This window comes from Arthrobacter luteolus NBRC 107841 (genome assembly GCF_001552075.1).
Taxonomy (GTDB): Bacteria; Actinomycetota; Actinomycetes; order Actinomycetales; family Micrococcaceae; genus Arthrobacter_B; species Arthrobacter_B luteolus.
The window spans coordinates 74,666-91,935 of record NZ_BCQM01000009.1; the positions used below are offsets into that span (position 1 = coordinate 74,666).

The 17,270-nt window shown below is 66.5% G+C and carries 14 protein-coding genes; 8 read left to right on the forward strand and 6 right to left on the reverse strand.

Translation table 11 applies throughout. The features are described from left to right. Nucleotides 1-23: 23 nt before the first annotated feature. The 3 genes from AL3_RS14685 to AL3_RS14695 are packed head-to-tail and all read left to right on the forward strand — an operon-like array spanning nucleotide 24 to nucleotide 3,077. Nucleotides 24-764 (forward strand): GntR family transcriptional regulator, encoded by a 741-nt coding sequence (locus AL3_RS14685; protein ID WP_066302424.1) that lies wholly within the window; start codon nucleotides 24-26, stop codon nucleotides 762-764. A gap of 52 nt (nucleotides 765-816) precedes the next feature. Then, entirely contained in the window at nucleotides 817-1,815 is a 999-nt protein-coding gene (locus tag AL3_RS14690) for an ABC transporter substrate-binding protein (RefSeq protein ID WP_066302426.1), read from the forward strand. 53 nt (nucleotides 1,816-1,868) lie between these two features. After that, nucleotides 1,869-3,077, forward strand: coding sequence for an alpha-hydroxy acid oxidase (locus tag AL3_RS14695; RefSeq protein ID WP_066302428.1), 1,209 nt, complete (start codon nucleotides 1,869-1,871; stop codon nucleotides 3,075-3,077). 284 nt (nucleotides 3,078-3,361) lie between these two features. Here the strand turns inward: AL3_RS14695 and AL3_RS18510 are convergent, their stop codons facing one another. The 4 genes from AL3_RS18510 to AL3_RS14710 form a co-directional block, all read right to left on the reverse strand. Beyond that, nucleotides 3,362-3,538 (reverse strand): hypothetical protein, encoded by a 177-nt coding sequence (locus AL3_RS18510; RefSeq protein WP_157075269.1) that lies wholly within the window; start codon nucleotides 3,536-3,538, stop codon nucleotides 3,362-3,364. Between the two features lie 544 nt (nucleotides 3,539-4,082). Next, on the reverse strand, nucleotides 4,083-5,474 hold the full coding sequence (locus tag AL3_RS14700; RefSeq protein WP_066302430.1) for an RHS repeat-associated core domain-containing protein: 1,392 nt from the start codon (nucleotides 5,472-5,474) through the stop codon (nucleotides 4,083-4,085). 65 nt (nucleotides 5,475-5,539) lie between these two features. Next, a complete protein-coding gene (locus tag AL3_RS14705) occupies nucleotides 5,540-7,375 on the reverse strand; it encodes an RHS repeat domain-containing protein (RefSeq protein WP_151724073.1) in 1,836 nt (611 codons plus the stop codon). A 118-nt stretch (nucleotides 7,376-7,493) separates the two neighbouring features. Next, nucleotides 7,494-8,615 (reverse strand): LacI family DNA-binding transcriptional regulator, encoded by a 1,122-nt coding sequence (locus tag AL3_RS14710; protein WP_083521782.1) that lies wholly within the window; start codon nucleotides 8,613-8,615, stop codon nucleotides 7,494-7,496. A 252-nt stretch (nucleotides 8,616-8,867) separates the two neighbouring features. On the opposite strand from AL3_RS14710, the gene AL3_RS14715 reads away from it, so the two are divergent. From AL3_RS14715 to AL3_RS14735, 5 genes are all read left to right on the forward strand, one after another. After that, on the forward strand, nucleotides 8,868-10,163 hold the full coding sequence (locus AL3_RS14715) for a M20 family metallo-hydrolase (RefSeq protein ID WP_066302433.1): 1,296 nt from the start codon (nucleotides 8,868-8,870) through the stop codon (nucleotides 10,161-10,163). Beyond that, the gene (locus AL3_RS14720; RefSeq protein WP_370665477.1) at nucleotides 10,160-10,909 is read left to right on the forward strand and encodes a DUF5058 family protein; all 750 of its coding nucleotides are present in this window, start codon (nucleotides 10,160-10,162) and stop codon (nucleotides 10,907-10,909) included. Before AL3_RS14715 ends, AL3_RS14720 begins: the two co-directional genes overlap by 4 nt. Nucleotides 10,910-10,931: 22 nt before the next feature. Continuing rightward, a complete protein-coding gene (locus AL3_RS14725; RefSeq protein ID WP_066302435.1) occupies nucleotides 10,932-11,660 on the forward strand; it encodes a hypothetical protein in 729 nt (242 codons plus the stop codon). A 96-nt stretch (nucleotides 11,661-11,756) separates the two neighbouring features. Continuing rightward, the gene (locus AL3_RS14730; RefSeq protein WP_066302438.1) at nucleotides 11,757-13,046 is read left to right on the forward strand and encodes an amidohydrolase; all 1,290 of its coding nucleotides are present in this window, start codon (nucleotides 11,757-11,759) and stop codon (nucleotides 13,044-13,046) included. Nucleotides 13,047-13,048: 2 nt separating this feature from the next. Further along, nucleotides 13,049-14,647, forward strand: a complete 1,599-nt coding sequence (locus tag AL3_RS14735; protein ID WP_083521783.1) for an amidase — start codon at nucleotides 13,049-13,051, stop codon at nucleotides 14,645-14,647. 132 nt (nucleotides 14,648-14,779) lie between these two features. On the opposite strand, the gene AL3_RS14740 is transcribed toward AL3_RS14735, so the two are convergent. Then, nucleotides 14,780-15,940, reverse strand: a complete 1,161-nt coding sequence (locus tag AL3_RS14740) for an adenosine deaminase family protein (RefSeq protein WP_246168719.1) — start codon at nucleotides 15,938-15,940, stop codon at nucleotides 14,780-14,782. A 158-nt stretch (nucleotides 15,941-16,098) separates the two neighbouring features. Then, nucleotides 16,099-17,178, reverse strand: coding sequence for an ABC transporter substrate-binding protein (locus tag AL3_RS14745; RefSeq protein WP_083521784.1), 1,080 nt, complete (start codon nucleotides 17,176-17,178; stop codon nucleotides 16,099-16,101). Between the last annotated feature and the right edge of the window lie 92 nt (nucleotides 17,179-17,270).

Consider the following 17,270-nt stretch of genomic DNA (forward strand, 5'->3'; position numbering starts at 1 on the left):
ATCTCTGTAATGCAGGTCACACCATGACACCCGCGGACAACGTCCTTCCGCTGCGCACCGGCCCCGCCCCTGGCAGCTCCACGGCCACCCCCACGGACGCCCCTAACAACCCCACCACCCAGTCCCAGCCCGAACGAATCCGTGGCATGATCCGGCGGCAGATCATCCGCGCCGAACTACGGCCGGGACAGATCTTCACCGAGCCCGACCTCGCCCGCGAATACGGCGTCTCCAAGACACCGGTCCGCGAAGCCCTGCAGATGCTCACCGTCGAAGGCCTGGTCAACGTGCTGCCGCGCAAGGGCTATATGGTGCGCAGCCTCAGCTTCCACGACGTCCGCGAAGTCATGGACCTGCGCCTCATCCTCGAACCCCCGCTGGCCGCCGCAGCCGCGCGCAACGTCACCGCAGACCTCGTCACCGACCTGCGCACTCAGATCGAAAACCAGTTCCGCGAAGGCAACACCCTGGAAGACCGGCTCGCCGCCGCCCGCGACTTCCACGTCACCTGCTCCCAGGCCTCCCGCAACACCCGGGCCGCAGCCGTGGACCGCAGCCTGACCGACGAGGTCATGCGGTTCTACCACCTCATGCCCACCGCCCGTGACCACTTCGCCTCCGCCGAAGAACAGGCCGCGCACGAAGCCATCTTCGACGCCGTCGCCACCGGCAACGCCGAAGCCGCGCAGGAACTCATGCACAACCACCTGCTCGAATCCAACGCCGCCATGATCCGTACCTTCTACAACGCCGGACCGCTCTAACCCCGCCGTTCCTAAACAGCACAAACAGCACACCGACCCGAAAGGCAACGCAATGAAGCGTCCACTCAAAACCCTCGGTACCGCCACGCTGCTCACCTCCGCCCTCTTCCTCGCCGGCTGCGGCGGCGAAGGCGGGACCAACGGCGCCGCCGCCGGGGGAGAAGGCCCGGTCAAGGTCGGCATCTCCCAGCTCATGGACATCGACGCCCTCAACGCCACCCGCGAAGGCTTCATCAAGGGCATGACCGAAAACGGCTACGTCGAAGGCGAGGACATCGAGTACGACTACCAGAACGCGCAGGGTGACCAGGCCACCGCCACCCAGATCGCTGCCGGCTTCGCGACGTCGGACTTTGACCTCGTTTTCGCGATCGCCACCCCGGCCGCCCAGACCGTGGCCCAGGCCGTCGGCAACATTCCCGTGGTGTTCTCTGCCGTCACCGAACCCGTGGAAGCCGGCATCGTGGAGTCCTGGGATGCCCCCGGCGCCAACATCACCGGCACCAGCAACCTCGGACCGGTCGAGGACCAGATCGGGCTGATCAAGGAACTCGCGCCCGACGCCAAGACCATCGGCGTCGTCTACTCCTCCGGTGAGGTCAATTCCCAGGTGCAGGTGGACCTGGCCCGCGAGGCCGCGAAGAAGCTGGGCATGGAACTGAAGGAAGCCTCCGTCGCGAGCACCGCCGAGGTGCAGCAGGCCGCCCAGTCGCTCGATGTCGACGCGTTCTACGTGCCCACCGACTCGCACGTGGTCTCCGCGATCGACAGCGTGGTGGAAGCCGCCGAATCCCAGCAGGTGCCGCTCGTCGTCGGCGACAGTGCCACGGTGAAAGCCGGCGGCGCCGCCACCTACGGCCTGGACTACGAACAGCTCGGCTACCAGACCGCGCTGATGGCGATCAAGATCCTCGAGGGCGAAGACCCAGCCGGCATGCCGGTGGAAAAGCAGACCGAATCGCTGCTGGTGATCAACAAGGGCGCCGCGGAACGGATGGGCGTCACCATCCCGCAGGAACTGCTCGACACCGCCGACACGGTTATCGAGTAAACGCAGTCATCGAATACGCACGAACCCTCGCAGCACCAACCAGGAAAGCAGTTATGAAGCGCCGAATTCCCCAGTACTCCGAACTCCGCGAACTTGTGCAGTTCAAAGCCTTCGATCCCGACCGGCGCCGCGCCCGGCTGGCCAAGGCCAACACCGTCTGGGACCTGCGGGACATCGCTAAGCGGCGGATCCCGACGGCGGCCTTCGAGTACGTGGACGGCGGCAGCTTTTTTGAGCACTCGCTGCGGCGGAACCGGGCGGCGTTCGACGACGTCGAATTCAACCCCCGCGTGCTCCGCGACGTCTCCGCGGTGGACCTGCGGGCTAAGATCGCCGGCGTGGACGCTGCTCTGCCGGTGGGCATCGCGCCCACCGGCCTGACCCGGCTGATGCATTCCGAGGGCGAGGTGGCCGGCGCGCAGGCAGCCGCCGCGTTCGGCATTCCGTTCTCCCTCTCCACCATGGGCACGGTGTCCATCGAGGAGGTCGCCCGGGAAGCGCCCGACGCCGATAAATGGTTCCAGCTCTATCTCTGGAAGGATCGTCCCCGGTCTTTGGACCTGATCCGCCGGGCGGCCGACGCCGGGTTCGGGGCGCTGATCGTTACGGTCGACACCCCGGTCTCCGGCGCCCGGCACCGCGACACCCGCAACGGGATGACCCTGCCGCCCACCCTGACGGCGAAAACCATCCTCGACGCCTCCTACCGGCCGGAGTGGTGGTTCAATTTCCTGACCACCAAACCGCTGGGCTTCGCGAACTTCGAGGCAGACCGGATGTCCGTGGCGGAAAGCGTGAACACCATGTTCGACCCGTCGCTGAACCTGGACGACCTGGCCTGGCTGCGGGAGAACTGGCCCGGCAAGCTGATCGTGAAGGGCATCCAATCCGCGGCCGACGCCGTCGACGTCCTGGCCCGCGGCGCGGACACCTTGGTGGTCTCCAATCACGGCGGCCGGCAGCTGGACCGCGCCCCGGTGCCGCTGAAGGTGCTCCCCGAAATCCGGGCAGCCGTGGGACCGGAAGCCGAGCTCATCCTGGACTCCGGAATTATGTCCGGCGGGGACATCGTCGCGGCGATCGCGGCCGGGGCGGACTTCACCCTGATTGGCCGGGCCTACCTGTACGGGATGATGGCCGGCGGCCGGCAGGGTGTCGACCGTGCGCTGGAGATCCTGCGCACCGAGATGACCCTGGTGATGCAGCTGATCGGGGTGACCAGCCTGGACGAGCTGGGGCCGGAGCATCTGCGTCAGCGCTAGGGGAGCAGCTTCGGCTACCCAAGCGCCGAGCCCCGCCCAAACAGAACCTGGCTGAGGGATCCGCCGGAACTGGCAGAAAAGGGGATCCGGTCAAAGCCGGAACCTTGCGCCCGGGCCGGAGAACCCTTCAAAGAAGAGGGCCGCCAGGCCCAGTAGATTTCCTTCGTTGGTTGCGGAGGACAGTAAGGAAAGCGGGAGCCGTGTGGTGCGGCTCCCGCTTTCATCTTTGCCAGACGAGTATGAGTGCGTGGATGTGTACTTGGCTACGCCGCCGGGGTGGTGTTCTAAGGGATCCCCTGAGGAGAAGCGGTGCCGGAGGTGTAGCAGTAGGGCAGATCCATCACCAGGGTGTTATCCGTATTGTTCGGCCCGGTGTAGGCGGTGGAGCGGGTGACACGGCGGGAGTCGTAGTCGGTGTGGGTGCGGGCATCCCAGCTGGTACGGGCAGCGTTAGTGCCCATCCAAGCCGGCGCAACGTATGTCCTCTTCGTAACAGGCCTAGGCCAGACCCGGGAAGCTACCTCTGTCGCTACCGGCCATAATTGCGGCTGCATAGGCCACAGATAACGGCGTAGTGTCTGCATTTCACTCGGTCTAGAGAGATGCAGAAATCATGGCGTCTTACAGGAATCGGAGCGGTGTCCCATCACTAGCTGACACATGAACTCAGGGTCATTTACCCCTCCCTCACCTGCAAGAAGGAAAATGCCACCGATCATGAGTGTGACCAAAGCGGCTGTGACGAACCAAAACTTTTTCCCCACGGGCGTCGGGCCCTCCTCAATGCGGCCGGCACACCAGAATTAATAACATAGGCCGTCTGGTCGATATGATCTTAGTTCCCTCTTTTTTCCAGGTTTCGCCGGTAGACAGACCGAACACAATAGATTATAAACAGAATCCCAGGGGCACCGAGCAAACTCGAGTTCTCAGGTAGGACTAGCCATATTAGAACAGTAGCAATCACAAATAATACAAAAGCAATCGTGATCCTCTTGAAAAGCGTCATTTGTTTATCCCCCCAATGGCACCGAGAGCAGAGTCAACACCACAGTCTTTTGCAGCCTCGGCTCCACTGTACTCCTCATCTTTCAGTGAAGCTGTTGTCCCGCCACTGACTATTCCACCCACGCAGCCACCGACTGCCCCGCCTATAATTGGCGCCCAGCCTCCGAGAGGAGCGGCAGCTGCGGTCACTAGAGCACCAAATCCGGCGCCGACTGCGGTACCGATTAGTTCACCGAAGAGTTTTTCGGTAGTTGCGAGCCCCAGTGGGTCGGCGTTATTGATGGGATCGTTGGCGGCGTAGGCGTAGCGGTTGGCATTGGCGGGGTCCAGGGGTGCGTCGAGGGTGTCCATTTGGGTCCAGCGGCCGGTACCGGCGTTGTACCAGCGCTGTCCATATTTGACCCAGCCGGTGGCCCGGTCCTGCAGACCTGCTTTGAAAGTGTAGGGATTCTGGGGAACGCCTAGCCCGTTCGAGGTTTCCGTCAGCGTCGGTGTGCCGTAAGGGTCGTAATTGTAGGCAAACGCAACGTACTCTGCGCTGGTGAGCAGGGCCGCCGGGTTTCCGGTGCCGTCATAGACGTAGAGGGACTGCATGCCTGAGCTGGTGCGCAGCATCAAGGGTTCCCCGGTGACGGGGTCATGTTCGATGTAGGCGGTTCCGTCATTGCGTTTGAGCTGTTCGATGATGGGCATCCCCTGTGCGTCGGTGCGGCCATAGGTGAGTTTGTAGGTTCCCTGAGGTGTGGTCTGGGACAGCAGCTCGTTCTGGCTGGCACCGGCGTAGGTGTAGTTGTAGGTGTTGGTGCCCTTGGTGACCGTGGTCATCTGCTGGGCCGCGTTGTAGGTGTAGGAGCCGGAAGGATCGGCGGTAAGGTTCCCGGTCCCGTCGTAGGTGTACCCGTTGGTGCTGATTTGGTTCGCGGCGTTCGCTGCCAGGGTCTGGGTGCCGGCCGGGCCGCCGGCGGTGAGCCGGTTCCCCCGGGCATCGTAGGTATACGTATAAGTTGCCGGGGCAGGGCCGCCAGTGACGACAGCTTTAGTCAGGCGTCCAGCGCCGTCGTACGTGTAGGCGGTGACTGCGCCGGTGACATTGTCCTTCACCCACTGGATCTTAGACCGATCAGCCGTCGCGTTCGCCGTGCAATCAGGGGCGGTGGTGCCGGAGGTGTAGCAGTAGGAAAGGTCCATCACCAGGGTGTTATCCGTGTTGTTCGGCCCGGTGTAGGCGGTGGAGCGGGTGACGCGGCCGGAGGTGTCGTAGTCGGTGTGGGTGCGGGCATCCCAGCTGGTACGGGCCGCGTTAGCGCCCATCCAGGAATCGGTGCGCCGGCCGCGGTCATCCACTGCGAACGCCAGCGTCTTCTGCTGCCCCTGGTACTGGTACTTCAATGCGGTGGGGGTGCCGGCGGCGTCGAATTCGTAGGTGGTGGTGCCCCGGGAATCCCGGGTAGAGATCAGGTTCGAGGCGTTGTCGTACCCGTAGGTGATGATCCCCCCACCGGCACTGTGTTCCCGGGTGATGAGCCGGCCCAGCTGGTCATAGTGATAGCTGGTGGTGCCGGACGCATCAACCCGTTAGTGGTACGTCCCACAGCGTCGTAGGTGTAGCTGATGGTGGGGGTGCCGTCGGAGAACGCCTGGGAGGTGAGGCGCCCGGCCGTGTCGTAGGCGTAGGCGGTGGTGTTACCGCGTCCGTCGGTGGCAGTCTTCGGCCGGCCCCACTCGTCGTAGGTGAAGTCCTTCGCAGCAAGGGAGGAGCCGGTCACCGGGGTGACCTTGATGAGCTGCTTGTCGGCGTTGTAGGTGTATTTTGTGGTGTTCGTGCCGTTCCCCGGTGCCTGCGCGGTGGCCACGGTGCCGTCGGCGTTGTAGGTCAGGGCTGCGGTAGCAGCCAGGGCATCGGAGGAGGAGAGCATGTTCCCGGAACCGTTGAACGTGTAGGTGCTCTTGTTCCCGGCATCATCGGTGCTGGAACTGGCCAGATATTTGGTGTTCGCGGCCGTGTTGGCATATTCGGCCTGCCCGGTCGCCCCGGTGGCGGACTGGGAAGCGGTGAGGGACTGGCCGGTGTTCGCCCCGTAGGTGTTGGTCGTGGTGCCCGCTGTTGTTCCGGTGCCGGAAGTCGCGGTGAGGGTATCGAAGTCAGCGGTGTAGGTCTTTGACTGGGTCCGGCCTGCGGCGTCAACCACGTTGGTGACCCGACCGTTGCCGTCCAGGGTGTAGTTGGTGACCGGGACCGTGTCCATGGGGACGTTCTGGTCGGTGTTGGGCCCGGCGAGAAGTGTTTGGGTTGCGGAGGTGTAGTCGATCCGGGTGATGGAGCTGCCCGGGGAGCCGTGGCTGGTGTTGGCCTGCTCGATACGTTCGACCCGGCCCAGATCGTCGTAGGTGAACGTGATGACCGCACCGGTTGGGGAGATGATGTGGGTGAGAAGGTTGCTGTCCCGCCAGTCGTCGTAGTGGAACTCGGTGACTTTGCCGGTCAGGTCGCGGAAGGAACTGAGGTTGTCCGTGGCGTAGTCACTGGTGAAACCGGCGTAGCGGGTGCTGGTGCCGGCGGTTTGGCTGATCCGCTCCAGCACTTGCGCGCCACTGTACTTGAGGGTTGCCGTGCGGGCTGCGGTGCTGCCGCGGGTACCCACAATCGTGGTCGGGCGGGCTTGGTTGTCGTAGGCGAGGGTGGTTTTGTTGCCGTTACGGTTAGCGACCGACACCGCCTTACCGTCGGCGTCGAACGTTTGAACTTCGGCGGTGGTGCGGGACGTAAGGGTGTAGCCGGTGCTGGTTTTCACCAGGTCCGCTTTCACTCCGGCAGGAGGGGTAAACGCAGTGGGAGAACCCTGTACCGGTTTGAACAAGGCGGAATAGCCGTCCCCGGACGTGAAAAGCACCCCCGCAGCGGTGCTGGACAGGCGGCCCGTCGATCCCAGGGCGAGGTTCCAGCGGGGATGGACATGGGTTGACTCGGTTAGTTGAGAGAGGGAGTTGTAGACCACGCCCAGGCTGGCGTCCCCGTTCACGCCCGGGAGGGAGAGCGCGCTGATGGAGACCATCAGGTTCCCGGTCCCGACGTCGAGCGACGCGTTGACTGTGTCACTGACGGGCAGCGGCAACCTGGTGGCGCCGGGGCGGGCTCCGAGTTGGCCGATGGTTGCTTCGGCTTCAGCCGTGGCGACTGGGACGGCTGCTTGGGATGGCACAGCCAAACCGAGGGTGAGCGCCCCGGCGGTTAGGACAATAGTGGTGAGCCGGCCGGCGGTGCGGGCAGGGCGTAACAAAGTGGACTGCATCAGAATTCCCCCGAATACGAGACTGTCCCGAAGCGGCACTGCTCCGGTGACCTGAACGCTAAACCGGGGCGTTGCCGTTTGTCTGTAGTACGGGGATACCAGTCTTTCTTAATGAGGTCTAGGTAGTTTCTGTCCTCGAATTAGCCCCAACCCGCCCCACACTCGACGCCCGCGGCATCAGCACCGGAGGCAGCAGCACGGATTCAACCTCGCGGCCGGCAATCCGGGCCAGCAGCAGGTTCAGGCTGAGCCGGCCCATCTGATCCAGATCGGAGCGCACCGAGGTCAGAGGCACGGGAAGGTCGGCAGCGAGATCAATGTCGTTGTAGCCCACCAGGGCAATGTCGGTGCCGACGATGCGGCCGGCGTCCCGCAGGGAGCCCATCACCCCGATCGCGGTGAGGTCATCCACGGCGAACACCGCGGTCAGCCGCGGCTGCGCTGCAGCCAGCAGGGTTCCGGCCCGACGCCCGCCAGCCACTCCGAAACCGGACGCCACTACGGCACTGTCCGGGACCGGGAAACCGGCCGCGGCATACACCTCGCGGAAGCCGGCGGTCCGGTCCCGGCCGGTGCTGGCCAGCGGATCCGCGGCGGCGATTCCGGCCGCCCGGTGGCCCTGCTCCAGCAGGTGCCGGGCAGCCGCCCGCCCGCCCTCGACGTCATCAGTGCTGACCGAAACATGCCCGGGCAGGGTGCGCATGGCCAGCACATAGGGAAAACCGTTCGCCGCCAGGTCATCGGCCACGGTGTCGCCCCGGCGCGCATCAGCCAGGATCACGCCGTCGATCCGCCGGGCCAGCAGGGCATCCAACCGGTCCCGGCGCACCTGCGGATCATCCAGCCCATTGGACACCACCGCGCCGTACCCGTGCGCCGCGGCAGCTGCGTCCACCCCGCCGTACATGGTGGCCAGCACAATGTCCGTCAGCCGGGGGACCAGCACCCCGATCAGCCGGGAGCTGCCGGTCCGCAGGGTGGCCGCCGCGTTGTCCCGCCGGTAACCCAGAGAGCGCGCCGCTTCCCGCACCCGGGCCACGGTGGCGGAACTGATCCGCACCGGCTGGTCCGCCAGCGACCGCGAGGCAGTGGAAGGGTGAACCCCCGCCAGCCGGGCAACATCCTCCAAGGTGGCAGGGCGCGGCGGAACATGGCTGTCAGCGCTGATGGTGGACCCTGCCTTCCAAAACGAATACCGTGCGGCAAGGAGAGATTGCTGCGTCGGGCTAGTGTAAGCCATATTCCCGCGGGAACGAACGAATTTAATCCACACGAATTGCCGAATTTACATTCATTGTCGATATCGAAAAATATTCCATCCAATTCGGTCCCACCCCTAGACGGGCTTCTCTCCGGCGTGTGAAAGTGGTCCCCAAGCCCGATCTGAAGCCCAACAGGGGAAACCCGGCGACAGAGGGGGCTTTCTTTAGGCAAGGTTGTGCAATCGATTGCATTTGCGGTTGCACTGAGAACGCAGCTAGAGGAGAGACGAGTGACCCTTACCGCCGCGGCCGGAACCACCGGCTGGCTGGACACGGCGCTGGCCGAACTGGCCGCGTTCGCCAGTCCCGGCCGCCCGGGCTGGACCCGCGAGGTGTTCAGCACCCCGTACCGCGAATCCCGCCGCTGGGTCCGCGACCAGATGCGGCTGGCCGGGCTGGAAGTGCACCAGGACGCCACCGGGAACCTGATCGGCCGGCTGCCCGGAATCCTGCCCTCCATCCCGCCGCTGGTCACCGGTTCCCACACCGACACGGTGGACGGCGGCGGCCGGTTCGACGGCGTCGTCGGGGTCCTGGGCGCGCTGGCGGCCGTGCGGCTGCTGCGCGAATCCGGCACCCGGCTGGCCCGGGACCTGCTGGTGGTCGACTTCCTGGGCGAGGAATCCAACCCCTTCGGCCTCAGCTGCCTGGGCAGCCGCGCGCTGGCCGGTGAGCTCACCCGGGAGGATCTGGCCCGCACCGATTATCAAGGCCGCACCCTCGCCGCTGCCTACACGGACTTCGGCCTGGACCCGTCCGCACTGCTGTCCGGGGCAGCCTGGACCGGAGCCAGGCGCCCGCACGCCTACGTGGAGCTGCACGTAGAGCAGGGACCGGTGCTGGAAGCCCGCGGCATTCCGGTGGGAATCGTCACCGCCATCACCGGGATCGAGCGGCTGGTGGCCAGCTTCACCGGCACCCCGGACCACGCCGGCACCCGCCCGATGGACGACCGCCGCGACGCCATGGTGGCCGCCGCGGAAGCCGTGCTGGCCATCCGGGCCGAGGGCTGCGGCGCCCCGGAACACGGCGTCGCCACGGTCACCCGGCTGGAGAACGCCTCCGCCTCACCGAACGTTGTCCCCGCCCTGGTCCGCCTGTATGGCGAGGTCCGCAGCGTGGACGAGACCTGGCTGCACGGCACCCGCCGCCGGCTGGCCGAGGAGATCGCTGCCAAGGCCGCGAAGCACGACGTCGAGGTGGAGCTGGGCTGGTCCACGGACAACACTGTGGTCCGGGCCGCCACCGGCGTGCAGGACCTGGCCGCGGCGGCGGCCGATGCCGCCGGCGTTCCCTGGCTGCCGATTCCCAGCGGCGCCACGCACGACGCCGTGCACATGGCCTCGCTGGCCCCGATGGGCATGATCTTCATTCCCTCCGTCAACGGCAAAAGCCACTGCCCGGAGGAATTCACCGCCACCGAACACATCACCACAGGAGTGCAGGTCCTGGCGGACACCCTCCTGCGGCTCGATTCGCATTCCTTCCCCGCCCGCTCACACTCCACCCGAAGGAACCATCCATGATGCTTTCCCCGCCCCGTGACGGCAGCTCCACCGACATTGCGCAGGTGGCGAACATTCCCATCCTGTGGGTCTTCGCGCTGGCCGTGTTCGCCGTCGTCATCATTCAGAGCGTGATCTACATGCGGGCCGCCACGAAAGCCGGGCCCGCCGCTGAGATTTCCCCGGCCGAGCTGAAGACCTCCTTCCGCGCCGGCGCCGTAGCCGCCATCGGCCCGTCGCTGGCCGTGGTCCTGGTCAGCATCGCCCTGCTCTCCCTCTTCGGCACGCCCGCCGTGCTGATCCGGATCGGCCTCGTGGGTTCCGCCGCCACCGAAACCGCCTCCGCGTCCATCGCCGCGGGCACCATGGACGCCGTCCTGGGCGGCGACGGCTACACCCAGACCGTGTACGCCGTCGCGTTCACCGCCATGAGCCTCTCCGGTGCCATGTGGATGGTCTGCTGCCTGATCTTCACCCCGCTGCTCAAGCGCGGGGACAGCAAACTGCGGGACGTGAACCCGGCCCTGATGGCCATCATTCCCACCGCCGCCCTGCTGGGCGCGTTCGCCAGCCTGGGCGCCGCGGAGCTGCCCAAGAGCGGGGTGCATGTGCTGACCGTGGTGGTCTCCGCCGCCGTGATGGGCATGTGTCTGTTCCTGGCCAAGAAGCTCCAGGCGCCCTGGCTGCGCGAATGGGGCCTGGGTATTTCCATTGTCCTGGGCCTGGTCATCGCCTACATCGCCCACACTTCCGGCACAGCAGCCTAAGCCCCGAACCCAGGAGACCCTGATGTCAACAACTGCACTCGACGCCGGCGCCCAAGCCTCCCTCCAGGAGTTCGACCGGACCACCTCGCGGTGGGGCCAGCTCACCATGCTCGCCGCCCTGCTGCTGTCCCTCGCCGGGCCCTTCTACCTCGTGTTCTTCGCCGACCTCGGCGTCACCGGCACCATGGTGTGGACCGCGGCCCTGGCCGTCGGCGCCGCGTTCTTTGTGCTCTGGTTCGTGGAGCCGATTACCTACTACCCGGTGCTGGGCCCGGCCGCCATGTACCAGGCCTTTATGATCGGCAACATCGCCAACAAGCTGCTGCCCTCCGCCATGGTGGCGCAGGCGACCATCGGCGCGAAGCCTGGCACCAAAAAGGCCGACTTCTCCGCCCTGATGGCCATCTGCGGCGCCGCCATGGTCCACGTGGTCTCCATGCTGGTGTTTGTGGGCCTGCTGGGCACCTGGCTGCTGACCCTCATCCCGGTCGAAGTGATGGACGTGGCCCGGCTCTACATTTTCCCGTCCATCATCGGTGCCGTCCTGGTCCAGCTGGTGGTCTCCGCCAAGCAGCCCCGGGTCACGATCATCGCCGTCGGCGTGGCCATGCTGGTGGTTTTCGTCCTGGTGCCGATGTTCCCGGCGATCGCCAAGCTCGCCACAGGGATTACCGTGGTGGCGACGGCGGCCCTCGCCTGGTTCGCCCGCAGCCGTACGGCCACAAACCAGACGGCCGAACTGGTCAACTAGAAGCTCGATCCGGATTTCCCTGCTTTTCCCGACTAGCTGTTCCCGCAGTACATGTTTTCCGCACTACCTGTTTCCCGCATGACGAAAGGTTCACCCATGACTGTCACCACTGAAGGCACCACCGGCAGCGCCGCCGGTGTCCTTGCCGCCGCATTCCTCACTGACCTCGGCTACACGCCTGACGACCAGCAGAAGCTGCACGACACCTACCGCTACCTGCACACCCATCCCGAACTCTCCATGCAGGAACACGAAACCGCGGCCTACCTGTTGGCCCGGCTGCAGGAGCTGGGACTGGAGGCCTTTCCCTGCGGCGGGACCGGCGTCGTCGGCATCTTGCGCAACGGCGAGGGCCCGGTGGTGGGCTTCCGCGCGGACACCGACGGCCTGCCAATCGGAGAAAACACCGGGCTGGAGTACGCCAGCACCGCCACCGGCACCCTGGAGGACGGCACCGCCGTTCCGGTGATGCACGGCTGCGGGCACGACACCCACATGGCCGTTGCCCTGGCCACCGCCGAGCTGCTGGCCCGCGGGACCGACCGCTGGGCCGGCACCGTGGTGTTCATTTTCCAGCCCGGTGAGGAAACCGCGGCCGGCGCCCGGGCCATGGTCGCGGACGGGCTCTGGGACAAGGCACCCCGCCCCGAAGTCATTTACGGGCAGCACGTCTGGCCCGGGGTGGCCGGGGAACTGGAAATCAGCAGCGGCACCGCCATGGCCATGGCCGACTCCTGGCGGATCACCGTGCTGGGCCGGCAGGCGCACGGCTCGCAGCCGGAGAAGTCGATCGACCCGATTGTGCTCGGCGCCCACATGGTGGTGCGGATCCAGACCATCCTGTCCCGCGAGGTACCGGCCCGGGACTCCGCGGTCATCACCGTGGGCACCTTCCACGGCGGCCTGAAGGAGAACATCATCCCCGGCAGCGCCGAGTTTACGGTCAACGTCCGCACCTTCGAACCCGAGGTGCGGGAGCACGTGCTGGGTGCGCTGCGCCGGATTATTGCCGCCGAGGCCGCTGCCTCCGGCGCCCCGGAGCCGCTGATCGAGGAGATCTCCAGCTTCCCGCGCTGCTACAACGATCCGGAGACCACCGCCGGGCTGCTTCCCGGCCTGCGCGCGGCGCTGGGGGAAGAGAACGTGAAGGAGGTGCCGCCGGTGATGGGCAGCGAGGACTTCGGCCTGCTGGCCGACGCGATCGGGGTGCCCTCGGTGTACTGGATGTTCGGCTCCACAAAACGCGAAAGGGTCGACGCCGGCGAGCTGGTTGCCGGGAACCACTCACCGGAGTTCGCTCCCGAAATCGAGCCCACGCTGGGCACCGGGCTGGCCGCCGCGCTGGCGGCCCTGACCACCCGGCTGGCTGCTGGACCGCAGGCCTGAGCATGGGTGCCACCGGGCCGGCAGCTTCCGGCGCGTCTGCTGCCACCGGGGCAGCGGCGGGCGGGGCAGCTGCGGGCGGCGCGTCGCCGGCCGGAAGCCGGCCTGCGCCGTCGTCGTCCACCGCCGAGATCCAGGCGATGTCCGCCGCAGCACTGTCCTCAGCCCTGCGCTCCCGCGCCATCTCCGCGCGGGAGGCGCTGGCCGCCCACCTGGCACAGATCGAGGCGGTGAATCCGCAGATCAACGCGGTCATCACCCTGGATCCGGAGGGCGCTCTGGCCCTCGCCGCGGCCGCCGACCAGCGGGCTGCGGCGGCCGGAAGGCAGGGGGAGGAGCTGCCGCTGCTGCACGGGCTGCCGATGACGCACAAGGACACCCACAACACCAAGGGCCTGCGCACCACGCAGGGGTCGGTGCTGTTTCAGGACTTTGTGCCCGACGCCGATGACCTGGTGATTGCCCGGCTGAAAGCTGCCGGGGTTCTCACCACGGGCAAAAGCAACGTGCCGGAGTTCGCCGCCGGATCGCACACGTTCAACGAGGTCTTCGGCACCACCACCAACCCGTATGCCCCGGACCGCAGCGCGGGCGGAAGCAGCGGCGGCGCGGCAGCAGCGCTGGCGGCGCGGATCCAGCCGATCAGCGACGGCAGCGACATGGGCGGGTCGCTGCGGATCCCGGCGTCGTTCTGCAACGTGGTGGGCTTCCGGCCCTCCGCCGGAACGGTGCCCGCCTGGCCAACCAAGGACCTGTGGAGCTGGCTGGGCCGCAGCGGACCGATGGCCCGCGAGGTGGCGGACATTGCGCTGATGCTGCAGGCCATCGCCGGGCCGGTACCCGGATCCTTGGCTGGTCTCGTGTCTGGATCCGGCGCGGGCAGCCGGCCGGCATCCCGGGCGGGATACCCGTCGATCGGCCCGGAGGTTTTCGCGCAGCCGCTGGAACGGGACCTGACCGGGCTGCGGGTGGCCTGGACCCCGGACTTCGGGCTGGGGATTCCGGTGGAGAAGGAAGTGCTTCGCGTCCTGGAAGCCCAGCTGGCGGTGTTCGCGGAGCTGGGTGCGGACGTTACCCAGGCCTGTCCGGACCTGCGGGACGCGGATCTGGTGTTCCGGAACACGCGGTCCCTCGAATTCGTGCAGAACCTCGGCGATCTGGTCCGCCAGCATCCGGAGTCGATCAAACCGGAGGTCCGCTGGAATGTGGAGCAGGGCTGGGCGCTGACCGGGCAGGACGTTGCCGATACGGCAGCCGCCCGCACCCGGCTGGAGCTGAAAGTGCAGGAGTTCTTCGGCGGATACAACGTGCTGCTGGCCCCGGCCGCGCAGGTGCTGCCCTTCGATGCCGCACAGCGCTTCCCGGCCAGCATCAACGGCGAGGAACTGCCTACCTATCTGGACTGGATGCGCTCGGCCTGCGTGATTTCCGCGACCGGGCTGCCGGCGCTGTCCATGCCGGCCGGGTTCAGCGCATCCGGGCTGCCGGTGGGCCTGCAGATGGTCATGAATCACGGCGAGGATTTTGAGCTGCTGCAGGTGGCGCACGCGTTCGAGCAGGCCACCGGGTATGCGCGCCGGGTTCCGGACCTGGCGCAGTTGTAGCCTGAGCCCAGCGCCTTTAGCCGTCCCAGCGAGGCGAACACCCAGCCCCCGACCCACCCCCTTGACGCGAAAGGGCCGCCCGGATCACCACCGGGCGGCCCTTTCCGCGCTTCGATCAGGTGTCAGTCCGGATTAGCCGAACAGTTCCTTCTCCAGCGCATCGATCTCCGCCGTCATGGACGCCTTCAGCGCAGCCTTCTCCGCGTCCGGCAGCCAGCAGGCGTCGGCGCCGGCCAGCGCCGACTTCCGCAGCCAGGCGCGGTCCAGACCGAGTTCGTCCACGGCGATCTGGTACTCGTTGGCCAGGTTGGTGGGGAACATCCCCGGATCGTCCGAGGCGAGGATGACGTTCAGGCCGGCGTCGACCATGGCCTTGATCGAGGCGCGCCGCCACGGCCGCCAGGAGCGGCGGGAGGTGGTGAAGATGCCGGTGAACGGGGTCTGGTCCTCGCGCACCCGGGCGATCACGGCGTCGTCCTCCATGACGAAGTAACCGTGGTCGATCCGGTCGCAGCCCAGCAGGTCCAGGCAGGTGATCGTATTGATGGCCACCGGCGCGTGCTCCGAGGAGTGCGCGGTGCGCTTCAGCCCGCCCTTGCCGGCCAGCTGGTACGCAGCTTCGAAGCGCTCGGGCGGACCGGCCGTTTCCAGGTTGTCCAGGCCGATGCCCACCACGTACTCGTGCGGAGCGTTCAGGATCTGCTGGACGCGGCGCACCGCGTAGGCGCCGTCCTGGCTGCGGTCGATGCCGACGATCAGCCGGCCGGACATTCCGAAGTCGCGCTCCGCCATCCGGATGCCCTCCGCGTACGCCTCCACGCAGCCGGCGTAGCCGAGCTCGGTGAGGTTCGGCGGAACGTCGTCGATAAACAGTTCCAGGTGGCGGGTGTTGCTGGTGCGGTGCGCGGCCTCGAACGCCTCATACGTGATGCGGGTGAGGTCAGCGGCTTCGGTCAGGGACTGCATGACCCAGTCGGAGGCCTGGAACAGTGAGTACCGGTCGCCGTCGGGGTCCAGGGAGTAGTCCTCCACAATCGGAATCCGGGCATTCTCGTACGGGGTGAAGTCCCGCATCACGGAGGAGATGTTCGCGAAGATCGTCTCCGGATCCTCCGGCAGCTCCAGGCCCGCCTTGGCGGCCAGCTCGGCGAAGGTGGTGGCCCGGACCGTGCCGATGAGGTGGCAGTGCAGATCGGTCTTCGGCAGCCGGGCAGCGAACTGCTGCAGGGCCGACGTTTCCGGGGTGGTCTCAGGCTGGACTGCCTCCGGCGGGAGGGGAGCGGTGATGGTCATGCGTCCTGACTTTCGGTGCTGGTTCAGTGCGGGTTGATGCGTTCAGTACGGGTTGGTGCGTTCAGTGCGTTCAGTGCGGTCAATGCAGGGGAACCGGTGCGGGCCGTGTCCGGCCCGCACCGGGGAATTGCTGGGACCGGGAAAATCCCGGACCGGAGTTACTTGGAGGAGGCCTCACGGGCAAAGCGGTCTACCCAGGAGTCGTAGTTCGCCACGATGGTGGGGAAGTCCAGGGTGGAGAAGCCGGCCGCGATCGGGTCCTTGGCAATATCGCCGACGACGGCGGTCAGGGAAGCGGGAACGGTGGCGTCCGGGTTCACCGGCAGGTCGCCGACCAGCTCGGCGGAAGCGGTCTGGGCTTCAGCGGAGAGCAGGTAGTCGATGAACTCGTGGGCGGCGTCAACGTTCTCGGCTCCGGACGGGATCAGTGCCCGGTTGGTGGCCATGTAGCGGCCGGTGTCGGTGGCGGTCCAGGCGATCGGTTCCCCGGATTCCATCAGGTCGGTGGCGAAGCCGTTCAGGGTGGGGGAGGCAACGATCTCGCCCTGCACCAGCAGGTTGGTGATTTCGGTGGAGGAGGAGACGAACTTCAGGATGTTGGGAGCCCAGCCGCCGATTTTGGCCAGTGCGGCATCGATGTCGTACGGATCGGAGCCGTAGGTGGCGGCCGCGGCGGTCACCGAGAGCTGGCCGCCGGTGGTGGAGATGTCAGGGAAGGCCAGGCGGCCGGCGTACTTGTCCTCGCCGTAGAGGTCCCAGCTGGCGGCTTCCTCTGCGCTCACGTCGCCGGTGCGGTACATCACGCCGTTGAGCTGGTAGCTGTAGGACGGGCCGGAGAAGTCATCCGAGATGGCGAAGTCCGCGATGTTCTCCAGGTTCGGAACCTTCTCCGCGTCAACAGCCTGGAACAGGCCCTTTTCCTCACCCATGGCGGCGTAGAAATCGGACATCAGCATCACGTCGATGCCGGCATCCCCGCCGGCGAGGTCCAGGGAGGAGAGCCGGTCCGCGTTGGAGCCGGTCTCGATCTCCACGTTGATGCCGGTCTTCGCTTCGAAGGGCTTCACCACGGCTTCCTCAAACGCTTCCACACCGAAGGGGAAAGCGCTCAGGACCAGGGTCTTGGACTCCCCGGCAGCGTCGCTGGAAGCGCCGCAGCCGGACAGGACGAGGGCGGCGGTGACGGCCACGGAGGCAGCAGCAGCGAGCTTGGCTGCGCGGTTGCGGGGGAGTGACATGGTGTTTCGTTTCCTTTCGGTGGTACCCGGCGCGGATGCGCCGCGTAGGTTCAGGGCAAGCGGAAATCCGGGGTGGGCAGGAACCCGCCGGT

Bases quoted from the DNA above. Each gene is read 5' to 3' on its own strand.
- AL3_RS14685 (WP_066302424.1), top strand. From the start codon at position 24: ATGACACCCGCGGACAACGTCCTTCCGCTGCGCACCGGCCCCGCCCCT.
- AL3_RS14690 (WP_066302426.1), top strand. From the start codon at position 817: ATGAAGCGTCCACTCAAAACCCTCGGTACCGCCACGCTGCTCACCTCC.
- AL3_RS14695 (WP_066302428.1), top strand. From the start codon at position 1,869: ATGAAGCGCCGAATTCCCCAGTACTCCGAACTCCGCGAACTTGTGCAG.
- AL3_RS18510 (WP_157075269.1), bottom strand. From the start codon at position 3,538: ATGGGCACTAACGCTGCCCGTACCAGCTGGGATGCCCGCACCCACACC.
- AL3_RS14705 (WP_151724073.1), bottom strand. From the start codon at position 7,375: ATGCAGTCCACTTTGTTACGCCCTGCCCGCACCGCCGGCCGGCTCACC.
- AL3_RS14710 (WP_083521782.1), bottom strand. From the start codon at position 8,615: ATGGCTTACACTAGCCCGACGCAGCAATCTCTCCTTGCCGCACGGTAT.
- AL3_RS14720 (WP_370665477.1), top strand. From the start codon at position 10,160: ATGATGCTTTCCCCGCCCCGTGACGGCAGCTCCACCGACATTGCGCAG.
- AL3_RS14725 (WP_066302435.1), top strand. From the start codon at position 10,932: ATGTCAACAACTGCACTCGACGCCGGCGCCCAAGCCTCCCTCCAGGAG.
- AL3_RS14730 (WP_066302438.1), top strand. From the start codon at position 11,757: ATGACTGTCACCACTGAAGGCACCACCGGCAGCGCCGCCGGTGTCCTT.
- AL3_RS14735 (WP_083521783.1), top strand. From the start codon at position 13,049: ATGGGTGCCACCGGGCCGGCAGCTTCCGGCGCGTCTGCTGCCACCGGG.
- AL3_RS14740 (WP_246168719.1), bottom strand. From the start codon at position 15,940: ATGACCATCACCGCTCCCCTCCCGCCGGAGGCAGTCCAGCCTGAGACC.
- AL3_RS14745 (WP_083521784.1), bottom strand. From the start codon at position 17,178: ATGTCACTCCCCCGCAACCGCGCAGCCAAGCTCGCTGCTGCTGCCTCC.